Annotated in this window: 15 protein-coding genes and 1 pseudogene; 3 read left to right on the top strand and 13 right to left on the bottom strand. The window is 69.0% G+C overall.

Annotated elements, in window-relative coordinates; translation table 11 throughout:
* Positions 1-41: 41 nt before the first annotated feature.
* The 4 genes from BLW85_RS08555 to BLW85_RS08540 all read right to left on the bottom strand — a co-directional run bounded on the left by BLW85_RS08555 (position 42) and on the right by BLW85_RS08540 (position 3,730).
* Positions 42-500 carry a nuclear transport factor 2 family protein gene (locus BLW85_RS08555; protein ID WP_074991745.1) on the bottom strand — a complete coding sequence of 153 codons (459 nt, stop codon included), beginning with the start codon at positions 498-500 and terminating at the stop codon, positions 42-44.
* An 82-nt stretch (positions 501-582) separates the two neighbouring features.
* Positions 583-2,655: a restriction endonuclease gene (locus BLW85_RS08550; RefSeq protein WP_208624824.1), complete on the bottom strand. Its 2,073-nt coding sequence runs from the start codon at positions 2,653-2,655 to the stop codon at positions 583-585.
* Between the two features lie 163 nt (positions 2,656-2,818).
* On the bottom strand, positions 2,819-2,998 hold the full coding sequence (locus tag BLW85_RS08545; RefSeq protein WP_070028291.1) for a hypothetical protein: 180 nt from the start codon (positions 2,996-2,998) through the stop codon (positions 2,819-2,821).
* 261 nt (positions 2,999-3,259) lie between these two features.
* Positions 3,260-3,730 carry a winged helix-turn-helix transcriptional regulator gene (locus BLW85_RS08540; RefSeq protein ID WP_074996020.1) on the bottom strand — a complete coding sequence of 157 codons (471 nt, stop codon included), beginning with the start codon at positions 3,728-3,730 and terminating at the stop codon, positions 3,260-3,262.
* 120 nt (positions 3,731-3,850) lie between these two features.
* Between BLW85_RS08540 and BLW85_RS08535 the strand changes: the two genes are divergently transcribed.
* The gene (locus BLW85_RS08535) at positions 3,851-5,020 is read left to right on the top strand and encodes a thiolase family protein (protein ID WP_074991744.1); all 1,170 of its coding nucleotides are present in this window, start codon (positions 3,851-3,853) and stop codon (positions 5,018-5,020) included.
* A gap of 4 nt (positions 5,021-5,024) precedes the next feature.
* On the opposite strand, the gene BLW85_RS08530 is transcribed toward BLW85_RS08535, so the two are convergent.
* On the bottom strand, positions 5,025-5,771 hold the full coding sequence (locus tag BLW85_RS08530) for a TVP38/TMEM64 family protein (RefSeq protein ID WP_074991743.1): 747 nt from the start codon (positions 5,769-5,771) through the stop codon (positions 5,025-5,027).
* A gap of 160 nt (positions 5,772-5,931) precedes the next feature.
* On the opposite strand from BLW85_RS08530, the gene BLW85_RS08525 reads away from it, so the two are divergent.
* Together BLW85_RS08525 and BLW85_RS08520 are read left to right on the top strand one after the other, a co-directional pair.
* Positions 5,932-8,214: a DUF7507 domain-containing protein gene (locus BLW85_RS08525; protein ID WP_143060433.1), complete on the top strand. Its 2,283-nt coding sequence runs from the start codon at positions 5,932-5,934 to the stop codon at positions 8,212-8,214.
* 316 nt (positions 8,215-8,530) lie between these two features.
* Positions 8,531-8,797, top strand: a pseudogene (locus BLW85_RS08520) (GTP-binding protein); the annotation flags it as partial.
* A gap of 183 nt (positions 8,798-8,980) precedes the next feature.
* Here the strand turns inward: BLW85_RS08520 and BLW85_RS39330 are convergent.
* The 8 genes from BLW85_RS39330 to BLW85_RS08485 all read right to left on the bottom strand — a co-directional run bounded on the left by BLW85_RS39330 (position 8,981) and on the right by BLW85_RS08485 (position 19,004).
* A complete protein-coding gene (locus BLW85_RS39330) occupies positions 8,981-9,376 on the bottom strand; it encodes a hypothetical protein (RefSeq protein ID WP_167381356.1) in 396 nt (131 codons plus the stop codon).
* Between the two features lie 316 nt (positions 9,377-9,692).
* Complete coding sequence (locus BLW85_RS08515; RefSeq protein ID WP_074991740.1) at positions 9,693-10,544, bottom strand: helix-turn-helix domain-containing protein; 852 nt, start codon at positions 10,542-10,544, stop codon at positions 9,693-9,695.
* Between the two features lie 12 nt (positions 10,545-10,556).
* On the bottom strand, positions 10,557-11,081 hold the full coding sequence (locus BLW85_RS08510; protein ID WP_074991739.1) for a DUF6879 family protein: 525 nt from the start codon (positions 11,079-11,081) through the stop codon (positions 10,557-10,559).
* 290 nt (positions 11,082-11,371) lie between these two features.
* A complete protein-coding gene (locus tag BLW85_RS39325; protein ID WP_167381393.1) occupies positions 11,372-11,536 on the bottom strand; it encodes a hypothetical protein in 165 nt (54 codons plus the stop codon).
* 123 nt (positions 11,537-11,659) lie between these two features.
* Complete coding sequence (locus tag BLW85_RS08500) at positions 11,660-16,090, bottom strand: hypothetical protein (RefSeq protein ID WP_074991738.1); 4,431 nt, start codon at positions 16,088-16,090, stop codon at positions 11,660-11,662.
* Between the two features lie 1,232 nt (positions 16,091-17,322).
* The gene (locus tag BLW85_RS41040) at positions 17,323-17,718 is read right to left on the bottom strand and encodes a phage terminase small subunit (RefSeq protein ID WP_483027208.1); all 396 of its coding nucleotides are present in this window, start codon (positions 17,716-17,718) and stop codon (positions 17,323-17,325) included.
* Between the two features lie 6 nt (positions 17,719-17,724).
* The gene (locus BLW85_RS08490) at positions 17,725-18,051 is read right to left on the bottom strand and encodes a hypothetical protein (protein WP_074991735.1); all 327 of its coding nucleotides are present in this window, start codon (positions 18,049-18,051) and stop codon (positions 17,725-17,727) included.
* Between the two features lie 14 nt (positions 18,052-18,065).
* The gene (locus BLW85_RS08485) at positions 18,066-19,004 is read right to left on the bottom strand and encodes a hypothetical protein (protein ID WP_143060432.1); all 939 of its coding nucleotides are present in this window, start codon (positions 19,002-19,004) and stop codon (positions 18,066-18,068) included.
* Between the last annotated feature and the right edge of the window lie 524 nt (positions 19,005-19,528).

Below are 19,528 nucleotides of genomic sequence, written 5' to 3'. Positions count from 1 at the left end.
AGCGATCTACGACAGGGGGCCTCCGGTCCGGCCGGGCGTCGTCACGCCGAGGTCGTCCGCCGCCACTTCTCGGTGACGACGACCTCGCCGAGCCGCCAGCCCTCGGGCGTGCGCAGCAGCCCGAAGTCGTAGCGGCCGCCGCACTCCACGTCCGGCGCCCCCGAACCGCCGTCGGCGAAGCGCATCGGGGTCAGATAGTCGGCCCGCACCCGGGCCGTGTCCCCGGTGTCGTGGTCCAGGGTCCCGAACCGCACCCGGCGGTTGACGATCAGGTGCTGGCGCACCGCGAACCGCGCCAGCTGCCCGGCGAGCCAGTCGGCGACCTGCCCGGCCTCGCCCTCGATCCCGCCGGCCGACCGGTAGTCGGCCCGCCCGCCCCTGGTGAACAGCTCCCGGTACGCCGCCCAGTCGCCGTCGTCCACGGTCACCGCGTACGCGGTGACCAGCTCGTCCACGGCCAGCCGGTCCAGCAGGCCCGATAGTTCCGCACGCTGCGTCATCGGCACAGTGTTGGCCACGGCGCGGGCGGAGCCAAGAGACAGGGCGGGACATTCGGCGGGACGGGTGCGCGGGCGCGCCGGATCACTCGACCTCGATGCCGAAGTCCCGGACCAGTTCCGCGAGGCCGCCCGGATAGCCCTTGCCGCCCAGGACGAAGTCCCAGTCGCCGGTCGGCCTGCGCCGGAACGAGCCGAGGACCAGGGCGGTCTCGCCCGGGCGCCCGTCGGAGACCTCCAGCCGGCCCAGCTCGGCCCGCGAGGGGTCGAGCAGACGGATGCGGGCGTCGGTGAAGCCGGAGAGGTCGGCGTGCGGGTCGGCCCCGGGGTCGACGGCGGCCACGAGGACGAGCCGGTCCGCCTCGGCCGGCAGCGCGTCGAAGCGGACGCGCATCGCGGCCTTGTCGGGTGCCGTGGCGGGCAGGGCGCGGACCGAGCCGTCCGGGGTGCCCGGGTTGTTGTAGAAGACGAAGTGGTCGTCGCCGAGGACGCGGTCGCCGCGGCAGACGAGGGCGCACACGTCCACGGCGACGCCGCCGGACCAGGACATGCCCAGGACGTTGTGGTCGTCGGGCAGGCCGGTGTCCGGGGCGCCCGCCGCCCGCGGCGTCGCGGTGCGGGCCGCGCCGTCCCCCAGGCGCCCGCGCAGCCCGTGCCGGTGCAGCAGGTCGACGAGTTCGGTGCCCGCGATCAGCTCCAGCGGCTTGCCGTTGGCGAAGGCGTGCGAGCCGGGGCCGAACTTCGACGTGGTCACGAGGACGCCCTTGTTGGCGCCGGTGTCCTGCACGGTGCCGTACAGGTCGCGCACCGCCGTGGGCGGCACCGTGTTGCGGTAGCGCTTCACCTGCACGACGATCTTGCCGCCGCGGATCGGCGTCGGATCGAGCGCGTCCACGTCCACCCCGCCGTCGTTCGAGCGCTGGGTGGTGACGGCCTCCATCCCCATGGCGCGGAAGAGGTCGGCGACGAGTTCCTCGAAGGCGAGGGGGTCCATCGCGTACAGGTCGGGTTCGGCTTCCCCGTCACCGTCGTCGCCGTGCGTGACGACACGGCTTCCGACCTCCTGCGGCCGACGGCCCGGCCGCACCGGCGCGAGCTGGTCGGGGCGCGCCGAGAGCTGCCCGCGCAGCGCGTCGGCCAGACAGCTGACGGCGTCCACCTGGGCCAGGTGCAGTGCGCGGAACGCCGGGCGCGGGGCCATGACGGTGGCCAGGTACATCCGGCCCGGCCGGCCCGTCGAGGGGTCGTGCCCGTCCACGAACCCGTTCACGGTGACCGATTCCAGCGTGTCCGCCTCGTCCGCGGCGAAGAGTTCGTGCAGGACGAGCAGCACGCACTGCGCCAGGACCTCCCGGTACAGGGCCCTGCGCTGGGTCACCGGCCGGGAGGTCTCCTTGAACTGGTCCGCGCCGGACAGGTAGCGGACGGCCTTGGCCTCGGGCACGACGTCGTAGGCGGGCAGCTGCCAGTCCAGCACCAGCCGGCCGGCCGCCGCGTCGTACGCCGCCACCACCTGCCGGGGGAAACCCTCAGGCCAGGCCGTCGAGGAGTAGAGGACCGCGGAGAAGTACTCGACCACGAAGGCGGGATCGCGCCGTGCGACCCCTTCCGTCAGCTCGGTGACCGAGGCGTTGTGCCGCCGCAGCTCGGCCAGCCGGGCGTCGGCCCACTCCTGGTACTGCCGCTGGTACGACGCCAGCCGCCGCTGCCGCTGTGCCTCCGCCGCCTGGGCCGCGTGCCAGTCCCGCTCGAAGCGGGCCCGGGCCTCCGCCTGAGCCTGGGCGCGGCGGCCGGCGCCCCACCCGCCCTGCGTCCGGTAGTGGTCGAAGTCCGGCAGGGGAACGGGCTGGGCGAGCGCGCCCGGCGCGAACGGCTCGACCGTCTCGGGACGCAGGAGCGCGGACGCACGGAACGCCGGGGCCCGGCAGCCCGAGGCGAGGAGGCCCCGCAACTCGGCGACCCTGGCGTCGAGTTCCCCGGTGCGGCGCAGCGCCTCCGCCTGCCGCTGCTCGCGGTGGCTCTGGGCGGCCTGCCGCTGGTACGCACGCTCGCGCCGCGCCTCCTCCCGCTGCCGTCGGGCCTCGGCCTCCCGTGTGCGCTGCTGCTGCCTCTGTATCTCGGCCCAGACGCCGACCACGCCGTTGGAACGACGACTCATGTGTTGCAGGCCCTCCCCGGACACGCCGGTTGTCCCCACAACCGGGTGTGACGGGACGACTCTATCCAGCGGGTCCGGTGCGCACATCCGGCGGGCGGGAGCGACCTGCCCGACCGGGGGCGGAGCTCCGGGGCGGGGCGGGAGGCGGGGCGGGCGGCGCTGGTCAGGCCGCCTGGATGATCTCCTCGCGGATCGCCTCGGCCCACTCCACGACGAGCAGTTCGTACTCCGCGCGTTCCTGGGCCGACAGGGAGCCGCCCGCACGCAGCCACAGTGCCCGGATCTGCTCGTTCACCTCGGCGGCAGACCGTGCGGAACCAGGGGGCAGGGAATCGGGGGACATGTCGAACAGCCTAGGGGCAGGGGCTGACACTGCGCTACCGCGCGGCTACGCAGAACGTATGCGGTTGGTCACCGCGGGCGTCGGCCGCGCCCCGCGGTCGGCCCAGTTCAAGCGGCATATGCCCCGCCGAGTCGACGCCGAGGGGCGGCCGGGAGTTGGCCGAAACGGGGGCGCGGTGCCCGGTGGAGCGGGTCGAACACCGGTCGACCGGCCCATTTCGCGGGCCGGTTCAGGGGTGCGCCGGGCCCGGGAGTGTCCGGTTCAGGGCTCTGCCGGGCCCTGCAGCGTCCAGCCGGGGGCCTGCGGGTGCGCGGTCAGGTCCTCGTGGTGCACCGGGTCGCCGCAGGCGCGGCAGGTGACCACCGGGACCAGTTCGTGGCCGCAGTTGTGCTCCACGACCATGGGCAGATCGGTGTTCTGGCGGAGGTGGCGGTCGCCCCACTCCTTGAGGGTCATCAGGACCGGTTCCAGGTCCAGGCCCGCCGCTGTGGGCCGGTACTCGAAGCGCCGGGGGCGCTCGCTGTAGGCGTGCTTGGTGAGAATTCCGGCGTCCACGAGCCTGCGCAGCCGGGTGGACAGGACGTCCCGCGGGGCGCCGATGTTGCGCACCAGCCGGTCGAAGCGGCCGTTGCCCAGGCACACCTCCCGCAGCACGAGCAGGGAGTACTTCTCGCCGACCAGCGCGAGGGTGTCGGCGATGGAACAGGGACGCGGGTCCTTGATGGCGGCCATGCGCATCAGTCTAAGCAAGGGTTTGAATTTCCAACCCAAGTTGGTTTGTTTTTCCAACCCACCTCGCTATGGTGGGTTCGGATTTCCTACTCACTGGTAGCCCGCCAAGGAGGCCGCACCATGCGCGACGCAGTGATCGTCGAAGCCGTACGCACCCCGATCGGCAAGGGCAAGTCCAACGGCGCCCTCGCGCACGTCCACCCCGTACAACTGCTCGCCCACACCCTCGGCGCCCTGGTCGAGCGCTCCGGGGTCGACCCGGCGCTGATCGACGACGTGATCGGCGGCACCGTCGACCAGGTCGGCGAACAGGCCATGAACACCACGCGGTACGCGGTACTCGCCGCCGGCTTCCCCGAGTCGGTCCCGGCCACCACGGTGGACCGCCAGTGCGGCTCCTCCCAGCAGGCCGTGCACTTCGCCGCGCAGGGCGTCGTCTCCGGCGCCTACGACATGGTCGTCGCCTGCGGCGTGGAGTCGATGAGCCGGGTGCCGATGTGGTCCAACGTGCCCGCGGGCAAGGACCCGTTCGGGCCCGGCGTCGCCGCGCGCTACCCGGAGGGCCTGGTGCCGCAGGGCATCAGCGCCGAACTCATCGCCGCCAAGTGGTCCCTGAGCCGGACGCGGATGGACGAGTTCGCCGTCTCCTCCCACCGCAAGGCGGACGCGGCGTGGCGGGCGGGGCTGTTCGACGCCGAGACCGCGCCCCTGGAGGGCCTCGCCCGCGACGAGAGCGTCCGCCCCGGCAGCACCCCCGAGATCCTCGCCGGCCTCCGGCCCGCCTATCACGACCCGGCCTTCGCCGAACGCTTCCCGCAGATCGAGTGGAACATCACCGCGGGCAACGCCAGCCCGGTCAACGACGGCGCCTCCGCCGTCCTGATCACCTCCGGCGAGACGGCCGCCCGCCTCGGGCTGCGCCCGCTGGCCCGGCTGCACAGCTTCGCGGTCACCGGCTCCGACCCGCTGCTGATGCTCACCGGAGTCGTCCCGGCCACCGAGAAGGTGCTGCGCCGGGCGGGCCTCACCCTCGGCGACATCGACCTGTTCGAGGTCAACGAGGCCTTCGCCGCCGTCGTCCTCGCCTGGCAGCAGGAGACCGGCGCCGACCTCGACCGGGTCAATGTGCACGGCGGCGCCATCGCCCTCGGCCACCCACTCGGCGCCAGCGGCACCCGCCTGACCACCACCCTCGTCCACGCGATGCGGCAGCGCGGCGCCCGCTACGGCCTCCAGACCATGTGCGAGGCCGGCGGACTCGCCAACGCCATGATCCTGGAGGCCGTCTGACCCCTCATCGGCCCCGCAGCCGGTGCCGCTGCCGCCAGGCCACCACCGTGCCCACCAGCGCCGGTACGGCGATACAGGCCATCGCCAGCAGGAACGCGGGGGACGTCGGCGCCGAGGCACGGGCGCCGGCCACCGCGTAGGCGGCGGTGTTCGGCACCGAACCGAGCGCCGTCGCCAGCAGGAAGGGGAGCCACCCCATCCGGGAGACGGCCGCGCAGTAGTTCGCCGCCCAGAACGGCACCCCCGGGAACAGCCGCGCCGCCAGCATCGACCGGAACCCGTGCCGGCTCAACTGCCCGTCCGCCGCTCTCAGCAGCCGCCCGCGCAGCAACGGGCGCAACGCGTCCTGCCCGAGCAGCCGCCCGAGCCCGAAGGCCACGCCCGCGCCCAGCACGGTGCCCGCCAGCGCGGTCGCGAGACCCAGCTGCGAGCCGAACAGCGCGCCCGCCGCCAGGTTCAGCAGCGGCCGCGGCACGAACGCCACCGTGCACAGCCCGTAACCGACCCCGAACACCAGCGCCGCCGCGATCCCGCCCGCCTGCGGCGGCCAGCCGTGCGTCAGCAGGCGCTGCGGGTCGAAGAGCAGCACGGCCGCGCCCGCACCCGCCAACAGGGCGAGCAGCAGCGAAAGCCGCGCCCGCGGGGAGAGCAGCGCGCGGGCGCAGCGCGCGGCGAGACCCGTGCGGTGCAGGGGTGGTGCCGGGACGGCGAGTTCGGCGGTGCCCCCGGAGCGGTTGCTGGTGTCGAGCACGTGACCCCCTAGAAGACACCGATGGCCCGCCGCCGATGATAGAGGGCGCCCGGGGCGCTCCCGTCGCAGCCGGAGGCGGTGCGGCTGACCGGGTAGCGGACCGCGACCCGGCGGCTTGTCACCCGGTGCTTACCGTACGTGACTGCTACGTATGCTGCGTATGAAGCGAAAACAACGCTCATCGCCACGCGGCGGACCCGCCCGGACCTCCCGGCTCGCCGCGGCGGCGCTGACCCTCGCCTTGGGTGTGGGCGGCTCGCTGGCCCTGGACGCCGGTGCCGGCGCGCACGCCCACGCGCTGCCACGCCAAGGCGGAACCACCCTGCTCGACGAGACGTTCACGGGCGCGTCGGCCCCGGAGTTCACCGGGGTCGGCTCCGCGTGCCTCACCGGCGCGCCCCAGGTCGGCGCCCTGCCGGGGCCGGGCGACCACCCGCTCGGCGGCTGCACGGAAGGCGTCGGCCCCGAGCCGCCCAACAACGCCGCACCGCACGGCTACCTGAGGCTGACGGACTCCTCGAACGACCAGTCCGGTGCCGTTCTCTACAACCACGCGCTGCCCGCGGGCGAAGGTCTCGACGTCACCTTCGACCAGTGGCAGTACGGCACCACCACGGGCCAGATCGCCCCGGCCGACGGCATCTCGTTCTTCCTGGTCGACGGCGAGACCCAGCTGACCCGTCCCGGCGCCTTCGGCGGCAGCCTCGGCTACGCGCAGAAGCTGCCCGACGACGACCCGACGGCGGAGTTCCAGCCCGGCGTGGACAACGGCTACCTGGGCGTCGGGCTCGACGTCCTCGGGAACTACTTCGGCGACTGGGAGCACCGCGGCAACGGCTGCCCGCCCGGTGAGCGCTCGCCCGCGGGAACCACGTTCCACGTGCCCGCGCCGGGGCCCAACATGGTCACCCTGCGCGGTCCCGGCAACGGCATCGAGGGCTACTGCTTCCTCACCGCCACCACCAGCAACTTCTCCACCACCGGGCCCTGGCCCTCGACCCTTCCCGGAAGCCTCCAGGGGCCGACCACCTCGGTGTCGGGCGACCCGGTCCAGGCCGAGGCGGACCTGGAGCCGTCGCGCCGCCGGGTGCATGTGGTGATCACCCCGGCGCCCGACCCGGTGGTCACCGTGTCCATCGACTTCAACGACGGCACGGGCTTCCACCAGGTGCTCAGCACGCCGGCGCCGACCCCGGTGCCGCCCACCTACAAGTTCGGATTCGCGGGTTCCACCGGCCTGTTCACGGACACCCACCTGATCCGCAACGTGGTCGTCCGCACCGAACGGCCGCTGCCCCGGCTCAACCTCGTCAAGCAGGTCAGGCGACCGCTGCCCGGCGATCTGACGGCCGGTTCGCAGGTGCCGTACGACTTCGTGGTCACCAACTCGGGCACGACGACCATCGACGACCTGGCCGTCAGCGACCCGAAGATCGGCCCGGTGTCGTGCCCCGTGACCAGCCTGGCGCCCGACCAGACGGTCACCTGCACGGCCACCTACACGGTGACCGCCGCGGACGTCGCCCACGGTTCGATCGACAACACCGCCGTCGCCACGGGCACCTCCGACGGCCAGACGGTCACCTCGCCGCCCTCCTCGGAGAGCGTGCCGATCGAGCGGGCACCGGGCATCGAGGTCGAGAAGCAGGTGGAGACACCCGGCCCCTACTCCGTCGGGCAGACGGTCACCTACCGCTACACCGTGCGCAACACCGGCGGTGCGGAGCTGACCGACGTGACGGTGCACGACGACCGCGTCACGGACATCACCTGCGAGTCGACCACGCTCGCTCCCGCGGAGGAGCCCGGTGACAGCACCACCTGCACCGGCACCTACACGATCACCGCGGCCGACGGCACGGCCGGTTCCGTGACCAACACCGCCACCGCGACCGGTACGGCCGACGGCGAGACCATCACCTCGCCGGAGACCTACCAGACCCTCCCCGTCGGACAGCCCCACCTCACGCTGCGCAAGCGGGTGGTCTCCAGCGGTCCCTACCAGGTCGGGTCCACGGTCCGGTACGCGTACGACGTCACCAACACCGGCAGCACCGCGCTGCACGGCGTGCACGTCGCGGACGACCGGGTCGCCACCGTGACCTGTGACGCCACTACGCTCGCCCCCGGGCAGAGCACCACCTGCCACGGCTCGTACCAGATCACCCAGGCCGACATCGACGTCTGCACGGGCGACGGCTCCGGGTACGGGAAGTCCGGCTACGGCGAGTCCGGGTACGGCGAGGACGACGGCACCGTCGAGTGCCGCATCACCAACATCGCCCAGGCCGCCGGCACCGACCCGCAGGGCAACACGATCGCCGGCGCACCCGCCTCGGCCACCGTCACGGTCGAGGCCGGGCCGCGGTGCCCGCCCGAGCCGGGCTACGGCAAGCCGGACGACAAGGGCTGCGACCGGCGCACCCGGCACGGCGGCCACTGAGCCGCACCCCCACCGCACCGGCGCCGCTCCCGCCAGGGGCGGCGCCGGTCGTTCGTGCGCCCGCACCCGCACCGAAAACCATTCGACGCCGCACTCCCGGTCGGCGATGATCGGCCCATGTTCCGGTACGCCTTCCACCTCACGGCATCCGCGGTCGCGGATGTGCCGAAGGCTGCCGTTCCCACGCTCGCGGCCGCTGTCGACGGCGCCCGAAGCTGACCCTCCCCGGATCGTCCGGCGGACCCCGCAGGGGGAGGGTCGGCCGTCTCCCGGGGTGCCGTCTCCCGCCCGACAGCGAAGGCTTCGAGGTACCGCCATGTCCAAAACGGCCTACGTGCGCACCAAGCCGCACCTCAACATCGGCACCATGGGTCATGTCGACCACGGCAAGACCACACTGACCGCCGCCATCACCAAGGTCCTCGCCGGGCGCGGCACCGGCACCTTCGTGCCGTTCGACCGCATCGACCGCGCCCCCGAGGAGGCCGCGCGCGGCATCACCATCAACATCGCGCACGTCGAGTACGAGACCGACACCCGCCACTACGCCCACGTCGACATGCCCGGCCACGCCGACTACGTGGTCGGTGCACCCTGTCATGACAGTAGCGACGGAGGTCATGGCATGCAAAAAGCCCCGCTCACCGCCACGGGGGAGGCGGATGAGCGGGGCTTCGTGTCGCCCTCATACCCGCGGGGGCGGGCTGCCGTCGGGCGACCCTCGACGTCCACGACGGGGGACACGGACGACGAGGGGCTCAGGGGGCTATGCGCCCGTCGGGAGCCAGCCGGGGCCCCACGACGTCAGGGCGCGCACCGTGCCGTTCACGATCACCTGGCCGCTGTGCTCGACAGCGTCCGGGGCGCACTGGTGGGGCGGGGCCTGGCACGTCACCGTGACGCCCGCCCACGTGACCGGAAGACCCTGACGGGCCAGTTCCTCGGGGTCCTCGGGGTACGTCTGCGTAGCACCGCACACGGGGGCCTTGCCCTTCTCCGGCACGCTGAAGCGCGTGACGTAGGTGAGCCGGAACCGGGTGTCCGTCGGGTGGGCGTCCCGGTGGCGCTCCGCCACTTCTACGGGGTCGTCCCCGGGTTGCAGCCGGATCATCCGCAGGGAGCCGGCCGTCTCCAGATACACATCCGGTTCCATGTAGCTCAACCCGCGATCATCGACCTCGGGGTACGGGTCCGGCGTCACGACGCCTCCTTCCCCGAGTGGTGCCGGCGCATCTCGACGCGCAGGTCCGTCGCCTTCGACGGGTCGTACTCCTTATTGCGGGGGTTATCAACCACGTCGATCTGCCGTTGAAGGGCGCCGCACACTCGGCACCCGCGGACAGGCGTGGGCGGTTCGTACGTCGTTGGGTCCGTCAGATAAGCAGCCATCACAACACCTCCGCCGCGTCGTCTTGGGGACGACATTAGGAAGGCAGCGATGGTTGATTCCACGAAGTTCTACGGGGTTCTATGCAACTTCAGTCGAGCGAGTCAATCGCCGACGAGATGAGCCCTCGCGCCTCAGCCCCATGGACGGCCAGAGCTGACATGTCCTCAAAAGCACGGGCGTAGAGCGCTATCTCGCCGGGCGCAGTGACCGTGACGGCAGCCGTCAGCAACTCCACCGACACACGCGCCTCGTCGAACATGGAGAACGTTTCTAGCGTCCACATGGGCCGCTCGCGCCCCGCGGGGATGATGCCTACGGAGACGGCCGGCAGCGCCATCACGGACAGGAGATAGCCGAGTTGCCCCGCCATGACGGTTGGATCACCTACGACGTGGCGTAGAACTGACTCCTCCAGAACGAACGCGAACCGGTGCCCACCTTTCCGGATGATGTGCGAGCGCTCTACGCGCGCGGCTGCTGCATCATCGACGTCGTCCGGCGTCCCGTGCACGCGCGCGACGTTGCCCAGTAGTGCGGCGGCGTACTCGTATGTCTGGACGAACCCAGGGATCACGGTGGAGCTGTAGACACGGAACGTCCGCGTGCGCTCGTAGAGCGGAATCCGAGACTCCTGCAACCGTCGCAGCCCAGAACGCTGCACACGGCGCCACTCCAGGTACATGGAGTCAGCCGTCCGGTTCGCTGCCAGCAAGTCCGGGAGTTGGTCCTCCGCCCCACACGCGCGGCACCACGCCCGTAGGTCATCGTCTGACGGAGGCGTCGTGGCGCTCTGTAGGCGAGACACCTTCGACGGCTGCCAACTAGCGCGAGCCGCCACCTCCCTACCCGTCAGCCCAGCGTCACGGCGGATCTCACGGAGCTTCTCCGCGATGGCGCGACGCGCCTCGTCAAGGGCGGCAGACGGGTAGGGAGATTGCATCAGTCGGCGTGCTCAGATCACGTAGTCCGCGTGCGGAATGGCGCGCTGCCATACCGCCTCGAAGGCTTCCGCGTGGCGCTTCACTACGTCGGGTGTGTCCTCCATGACGTCTTGGACAAACCGGCCGTCGCCTGAGAACAGGCTGAATCGGATCAGTCGGTCATCAAAGATCCACAGATCGTTGCCCGGGAGGAGCAAGTCCGACGCCAGGCGGCGAGGCAACCAGCGCACGTCTTCGCCAGCCGCAAGGTTCTGCGGCGTGCACGAGTGCTCATAGCGGATGTACTCGCTCACTGGCTCCGAGACGACGCGGGCACGGCGCAGGACGACCCCGCGGCTTACTGCGTCGGCTACGGCGTCGTGGAAGCCGTTCCACCACGACGACCGGTCTTCGAGGCTGTACGTCCGCCCGGTGCGCCAGGCAGCAAAGTCCGCGTCTTCCTCAGCGACCCCGTAGACGTCGCGGGTCTCCAAGTGGGCAGCGGACCGTTGGCAGCCGGCAAGCAACTCAGCGAACGGCGGAACCGTCTGCGGCATCGAGCGCCTCCCTGATCTGCTGCGCCATCCTGACAGGCAGTCTGACGACCGCCTCTGTGTCGGGGATGGGTCCCGTCTCCAGGCACTGCGCCTGGAGAACCTCGTCCGCCTTCCAACCTTGGAACACGAACTCTCGCTTCTCCTCGTCAAGCCACACCGTAGGGCAGTGATCGCCGTTGGTCTCCGGGTCCTTCCCGAATGATCGTAGAGCCATGCTGATCCCCTCCGTCACGCGGATTGCGCAATGTTCTACGCACCATCACGCCCGGGTGTGCTGACGTCAAGAGTGCCTAGACGTCGAAGCCCAGAGCACGCGCGCGCTGCCTCCACAGCCGGCCGTGGTCGGGCGTGCAGAACCGCTTGACGCGCCCGGCGCCCTGCTTCTGCGCCAGTGCCGCCCCGCAGTGCAGACAAGCGGCATCGCACTGGCTCTTGTAGCTCTTCGTGTAGTCCATCGTTGGTCCTCCCTGGAAGTCATACGGGGACGCCCCGCGGGGCCATGTCGGCTTCCGCGGGGCGTGGGGGTGGAAGTGTGCGGGCCACCTCTCCCATGCCGGGACGAGGTGGCCGTGTGTGCGTCAGAAGACGAGTCGGCCGCCGTTGAGGGCCGCCGCATTCTGTTCCTCGCGTGTGTGGATCTCAGTTCTGATGACGTCGGTGAGTTCCGTGTTCCCGACGTACACACGGGCTTCGAGGTTCAGCTCAGTCGGCGACGCCGCAGCGCTCTTCGACGCCCTGATGTCAGCCCACTGGTCACTAGTGAAAACCGGCTCCGGCTTACCAGTGCCGTTGTAGGTCGTCGTGAATCCCGGCATCAGCCAACCGCCGGAGTCATAGCCCTTGGGCGGCATGTTCGCGTTCGCCTGTTGGACATTGGTGATGTTTCCGTAGCGGCTCACGATGTAGCGAATGGACGCCGCTACGTTTCCGACCGGGTCGAGGATTCCCTTAGACCGCAGAGACGACGGGACGTATGCAGACCACGTCGACGGAATCGTCTGGGTCAGACCCTGTGACGGGTGGCCGGCTTTCGCGTTGCTGTCCCACAGGTTGATTGCGTTGGGGTTCCATCCACTCTCGCGCATGATGAGCGTGTTCATACCAGCGAGCCATTGCGGAATAGTTCCCGGAGGTGGTACGTGTGCAGCCGCCAGTGCCTGGCTGATGATTGTGCGGCGTTGCCCGCTTGGGATGGTTCCGCCGATATTCTTGCTGCCGCCTCCCATGCCTCCGCCGGTTACAGCGTCGACTAGTTGGTCCTTGAGGCCGTCGATCATCTTGAGCGGGTACTTCAAGAGCACCTTGCCCATTTGCGCCACACCAAGATGCAACGTTGCGGCGTCGAGGAACGGCTTTACGAGCTTGTCCCAGACCTTCGACGGATGCGCGATGAGATCCGCTCCGGTCTTTGCCCAGTCAACCCCCTTCGAGATTGCCCCGCCGACCTTGTCCTTAGTCCAGTCCCACGCAGAGCCGATGATTCCACCGGATGCAAACCGCGGGATTTCTCCGGTGCGGTTCATGTACTCAAGTGCCCCGTACCCGATCTTCCGGGCACTACTGCGCTTGATTATGTACTCGTCGGCCATGGCCAGGATCGGGATACTATCGACTCCGGGTATACCGCCGCTCGTCCGGCCGCCTTGGGCGAACTTCGGGCGTTCGTCGACGAGCTTTGGAGCGTCAGGGAGCTTACCCAGTCCGACGAATTCCGCGACCTTGTCCCAGACGGCCTTAATGCCGTGGGTATAGACTCCCGAGATTACGAAGTTGACTGGCTTTGCTGCGATACCGGCGATCTGGTCCCACGCTTGCTTGATGGCTGACTTCGCATCGCTGAAAGCAGCGCCGACCAGCTTGACGGCAGTCTTGATGCTGTCAAACGCCGGCTTCAAGCCCTTGTCGTAGAGCCACCTCGCCTTGTCCGCGATCCACCCGACGATCGGCCCAACGGAGTGGTCATAGAGCCACAGGAACTTGTCGCCGACCCATTTGAGGCCGTTCCAGACGTCGGTGAGGGCGGGCTTAAGTCCCTTGCTCCAAAGCCACTTCGCCTTGTCGGCTATCCACCCACAGGCAGGCTTGACGGCGTTGTTGTAGAGCCAGGTGAACTTGTCACCAACCCACTTGAGGGACTTCCAGATGTTGTTGAAGTATGGGTTGAGGACGGTGTTCCAAAGCCACTTCGTCAGCTGTGCGATTAGCTCCCACGTCGGCTTGACGACGCCAGTCCACAGCGCGGAGATGACGGCACCGAGTAGCCGGATCGCGATGACCAGAGGGGCAATCAGCACCACGGCGATGATCGCGATGGCTATCTTCGTAGCCAGTACGATTCCGTTCCACACCGGGACGAAGATGTTCTTCCAGAGCCACACGAGGACGCTGCCGACGGCCTTTATCGCTGCCCACAGTCCGGTGAACATCGGCTTGAGTGCCTTGTCCCACACGAAAATCGCAGCGACCTTGATGCCGGTGAAGGCGGCGTCCACGGCCGTGTGGAACCATCCGACGTGCTTGTACGCCTCGTAGATGCCCACGGCCAGAGCGACGATAGCGACGACGATCAATTCGATGAGCGGGACAATGCCCGTCGCCTGAATCGCTGCCGCCCAGCTCCAGGTCTCCAGGGACGCGATAGCGACCACCGTGTTGTAGAGCCCGAGGCCCACGGCGGCGATCCGCATCCCGACGCCCAAGAGTTTGCCCACGACGTACATCGCCCATAGGAGCTGGACGACCTCCGGGGCGTTGGTCGAGAGCCACGAAATGGCGCTCAAGATCGGCTCAAGTGCCGCGTATACCACGGAACTCATTGGGGCAAGTGCCTTGCTCAGATCGAGCGCAGTCGTCAGGAGCTGCCCGAGGAACTTTGCGACGTCGGGGCTTGTGTCCTTCACATACTGGAGGAAGCGCTCAAACGCCGGGCTCCCCTTGAGATTCGATCCCCATTTGGCGAACCGCGCCGTCACGCTGTCCATCACGCTGGAGATGCCCGTCATGTGCGGAAGGAAGGCGTCGACGATGCCCGCCATTCCCTTAAAGATGTTCCCGAAGGCGATACCAAGACCGATGATGGCTGGCTTGGCGATCTTGTCGATGTCGTCCTTGAAGCCCTGCCAGAAAGGCGACTTGAGTTCCTTTGATGCCTTGTCGAAGAGCACTCCGATAGCGTCAGCGGCGGCCGTCACCAAGGGAGTCAGGCCCGGAAGTGCGCCCTTCGCCGCCTCCACTCCCCGCACGAAGAGCGGGAGTACGGCCGGCTGCATCGACGTCGACCACGCCTTGAAGGCGCTCGTCAGACCCTGCGGGCCGGCGATGGAGTCGTACAACTTCCGCTGCTCGGGCGTCAGCTTGGCGAGGGCCTGCCGGTACGCGTCAGCCTTCGTCGTCGCGGAGGACGTCGTCTTCATGCTCGACAGGCGGGCGGACTCGACGCCACGCTCAGCGGACGCGATGGAGTCGGCCGCCTGGACCTGGGTGTCCGCGGCGTTCCGCACGGCGTCGGCCACGGAGCGCTGTGCGTCGGCCACTTGCTGCGCCGACTGGATCTCGGTGCGCGCGGCATCCTGGTGCGCCTGCGCCACGGCCTCGACCTGGTCCTTGACGGAGCGCTGCGCGTCGGCGAGCTGCTCTGACGCCTGCTTCACCTTGTCGTTGCCATTGACGCCGGCGTCCTTCGCCTTCTTCGCGTCCTCCTTGAGCTGCTCGTACGACTTGGCCTGCTCCTTCTGCGCCTGGAGAGCCTGATCGTAGGTCAGCTGGGCACGCTGCTGCTCCAGGTAGGACGACCGCGGGTCGGCCATAACCTTTTGCAGTTGCTCTTGGGCCTCTTGAACGCTGAGCACAGCGTCACGCTGCGAGAGGGCGCCGTCCTTCAACTTGTCGTCGAGGGCCATAAGCTCCTGACGCGCATCCCTACGGGCCTGCGTCAGGTCTTCCTGTGCCTTCTGCTCCTGCTTCTGAGCGTCGGCGAGAGAGCGCTCCGCGCGGGACACGTTCTGCGCGGCTTGCTGCCGTTGGTACGCGGCGTTCTGAACGGCTTGGGCGAGAGACTCCTCCGCCCGCTGCACCTGTTCGTTGGCCTGTTCGATCGACCGAGCCGCCTGACGGTGGGCCGACGCCAGGGCCTGTTGGGCGTTCGCCATCTGAAGAGCCCGCTGGGCGGACTGGATGGCTGCCGACGCACCGTTGTTCGTCGCCTGCGTCGACTCCTTCTCGGCCGCCGTCTTCGCCTGGAGCGCAGCCGAAATGCCCTTGATAGCGGGGATGGCGACCAGGGCCATGGCCCCGACACCCGCGCCGGCAGCCGTGGCGGCCGACGCCAGGGCACCCAGTCCAGCGGCAGCGATGGGGACGACAGGAATAGCCGCAACACTGCCCAGAGCAACGGCCAGTTGAAACAAGGCTGCCTGCGCCTGGCCAGTGTCTACGTGAACGGGTATGTCAACGTCGTCCCGGTCGAGTGAGTCAACCTCTTCGCGGATGGCTGCAAGCTGCGCGCGAGCAGCCGCCGTATCCACGCGGACCGCGATGTTCGGGTGGTGCTCGCCCAGCCGTGCCAGCTCTGCGTCAATCGCGTCCATCTCCGCCATGGCGGCTGCGGCATCGACGTCGATTCCGATCCGCTTCTTGCTGAGCGTTTCGAGTCGGGCACGAAGTCTGGCTAGCTCCGCGTCGATGCCGGTATCCGAAAGTCGAATATCCAGCTTCGGCATTGCCTTGAAAGCTGCTTCGAGTTTCCGACGAAGTGACGTCGCAAACGCCCCGCCGGTATCACTGCCTTGACGAGTTGCGGCAACGCGTGCGGCGCGACCACCGTTTACAACGGCGTCCGGAATGGCAAACGTCACGTTCCGGGCGATTGCGTCGCCCAAACGGCGCCCAACGTCCTCGCCCACGCGGTCCGCGGAGGGGAGGACGGCGGCTTTCAGTCGCTCGTGGAACTGGGGAACTACTGGTATGACGTCGACGCCGGCAGAGCCGACAATGTCCAGGTCACCGGCCATCAGCGGCCCCCGTTGACGTCGTTTGGCTCACCGAAAACGGGCGTTGTCGTGACGAGGAAAGTCACGTCCGATGGCTCGTCGCGGAGGTCGAGGAGTTCCCCGATCAAGAACAGGCGTTTAGCCTGCCGTTCGACCTCCGGAGATTCCGGAGAACGGGCGTTTACAAGTGCGGCACTCATCCATTCCGTGCATGCCGCACTGCAAAACTCTGAAACTGCCAGCGTTCCCGATTCCGTCAATGCCGGCAACGGCACAAAGCCGCAACCGGGACGCAGGCAGCGTCTTGGTTCATGGGTCATTGGACATCCAATAGAAACGCCCTCGACGCGTCCGCCGAGGGCTGGAGAGTTGGGGTTAGGTCACTGGGTGAATACGTCCTGGACGCGCTCCGTAGGCGACGTACGGCCGTCGAGTGCGACACTCAGACGCATCACCTCTGCGGCTTCCGCGGCGTCGTTGTCGCGCACCGCACGCGTCGCGCGCAGGAGCCAAATACGGCACTCCGGGGAGCACGTCTGACGACGCCGGCTCTTCCCGCCACGCTGGATACTGACGATGCGCGGGAACTTGCATCCCGGTCGCTTACAGGGCTTCGGCTGATTTCCGTTCGACACGGTTCCTCCTCGGGGAACGTGAAAGCCCCGGAGGACGTGTTCTCCTCCGGGGCTAAGCGTTACAGTCACAATTTCTCGGGGCGCAATGCACCACCCGGGTGCGGGAATACCCTCTAGAAAGCCCTGCGCGGCCACCTCCAGGGCCCCCAAGGGGCGGGACCGCGAAAGCCTCGTAGACCAATTGCGACGCAGTTACGGAGCGACGCCCAGCACCTCCCCGGTGGCCGTGATTAGGCGGAGGGAGTCACTAGGTGGGGGTATGTCCGTATTTGACCGTGGTCTACGGTCGTCGCGTGTGCCATCGCTCGCCGAGTTCGGCACGCCACACGGGCCGGCTCGTCGGGCCGCAGAGCTGTTGGACTCGCGTCCGTAGACGCGGACTGTCGTCCGTCTGCTCGATGGTCCACTCGTCGCGTGCGTCGACCCAGCGTCGGCGAGCACGGAGCGTCGCCTCCATATCGGTCAGGGCGTCCAGCTCCTCCGTGGTGAGCCACTCCTCGACCACGGCCGGCGCCAGTAGGCGTGGCGGGCACGGGTAGTCAGGTAGCTCACCGGTCGTGGTGTCGACCCCACGCGCCTCGTCCCGCATGCGCTGTGCACGTTGCTGGCGTCGGCCCATCAGTCGGGCCTCACAGGTCCAGGCGGCTCACCGATGACCCAGTGCATACGCTCCATGGCCGAAGGCGTTAGTCCTAGATCATTCATCAACGCGCGCTGTTCTCCTATGAGTTGGGCACTCACGCGTCCCGCACCGAGGATCGTGGACGTGGCGACGACGAGCGCTGCAACGGCAGGGAACACACCGTCGTCCCACGCGTGCGCGGCCGGCGTAGCCCACAGCTCCCGCCAGTGCTGAGCCTCAGCCTCCGACCACGCTCTACCGGGTGGCATCGGGGGCGGCTCGTCCTGGCACCCGTCGGGCGGCAGGTACGTGACTGGCCTCTCGTCGGGCCGGTGACGTGAGCGGGGCGCGTTCGGGTTGGGCCGTGGCCCTGGTCGTCCGCGTGGTGGCATGGGCAGTCACCCACGTTCCAGCGTGTACCCGCCATGCATGAACCGCTGGCCTTCGGGGTTCTTCGCCTGGTATCGCTGCTCACCCGCGCTGAGGCTGCCGTGAGCGGAGCCGACGTCAGCACCGGAGCCCGACGGCTGACGTGCCGTCGACACGCCCAGCTCTGCCGCCAGGGTCCGAGCGTCGGCCGTCAGCTCCTCGGGCGTGGAGCCCTGGAGCCTGGCACTCTGCTCAGGTGTCAGGCCCGCAGAGAGGCCAGCGCGCAGGCGTGCAAGCTCCTGACGGGTCGCGTTGAGTTCAACCCGCGTCGAGGCGAGTTCGGTTTCAAAGTCCATGGTGATCGTTCCTCTCAGGTGTAGTGGGGCACGAACGGCGCGGGGTCGCCCACCGTTGCGTTGGGAGTCGGCTTGGCCGGCGTCGGCTGCGACGCGTCGAGGTGCGGCGCCGTGCTGTGGTCGTAGACCTGCGACGGTCGGTATTCACGCGCGGGAACCACGGCGGGGCTGATGTCCAGGCCCTCACCGTCGCTGGCGTCCGGCCTGGACGTCGCTATCTCGGCTTCTACCTCGTCGTCCGACGTCGGAACGAACGCGCCTTCCTGCGTCGCGGTCCATCGGAGGAACTCCAGGGTCACGCGCCCGGTGAGGATGGCATCGCGCGCGAACGCCGGGGCCGTGTCGGGGTTCAGCCCACGAACATGACCAGCGGCAGCGCGCTTCCAGAGGTGGACACGGGCGTCACGGTCGCTCGCGCTGCCTCCCGGGACCCGTGGCGCCGCGAGGAGAATCCACTGAGCACGTCGGATGTTCTCCAGGTCGGCCGTCAGCTCCCGCAGGCGCGTCCAAGCCGCTACAGCGTCGCCTCCGGCGCTGATGACGTCCTCCGCCGTGCGGGCTCCGCCGATGGTCTCGAAGGCGGTACGCGCGGCGCTGAGGACTTCCTCCAGGCGCTTGCCGAGATGCTCCAGGGCGGCACTGGAGTGGTCGGTCAGCGCGTCGTGGACGGCCCACTCAGCCCGTATGACGGCGCGTTGACGAGCCTGCCGCTCGATCAGAGCTACGTCGGCCTCTGCATACGCCTTCGCGGCGTCATGCCCAACCTGCTTCGGCCAGGCGCCGCCGGCCAGGAAGGCATCCGCAGCACGCTCGATAACGGCCTCTCGGGCGGCTTCGGGCGACTCCTCGACGGGCGCCTTCGTCAGCAGCTCCTTGGCCGCCTGGAGGAGCTTCTCCGCGGTTGCGATCTGCGGCACGGCCGCGCGTGCGGCGGCAAGTTCGGGGTTATTCATGCTTACCTCTCTGGATTCATGAAAGAGGCCACTGACCCGAGTTGGTCAGTGGCCGTGTGGCGCCCTGTCTGACGCCATAGCGAGGAGTTGCGCATCAACTCCGCCCGTGCTGCCCGTCGCTGCCTCTCACGCGCCCTGACGGGCTCAGGGTTGGCCCGGTAGCGGGCACGTCGCTGCGCATTGATGCAGTCGCGGCACACACCGCGTAGGAAGTCGGCGCAACTGGGGTCGCTGTGCCAATTCGCCAGCGACCGCGCAAGCACCCGCCCGCACTCCGGGCAACGTCGGGACCCCGGGGCCGGGGTCTGTGCGTCGAGGTGGTCCATGGGTTCTCCGTGTTGGTGTCGGTGTCTTCGGTGGCGTCCTTGTCCCTGAGACGGGCAACAAAAAAGGCGTCGCCCGAAGGCAACGCCACAAGATCGATTGAAGGTCCGGCGACGGAGCGCAGCACCGTGGAGCGACCGAAGGAGGAGAGAACTCGTCGCGTCGACACGGCCGGCTCAAGACGTCGCCGGACCTATGCG

The sequence above is a fragment of the Streptomyces misionensis genome (genome assembly GCF_900104815.1).
GTDB lineage: Bacteria > Actinomycetota > Actinomycetes > Streptomycetales > Streptomycetaceae > Streptomyces > Streptomyces misionensis.
This window is presented reverse-complemented; position numbering and strand designations above follow the sequence as displayed.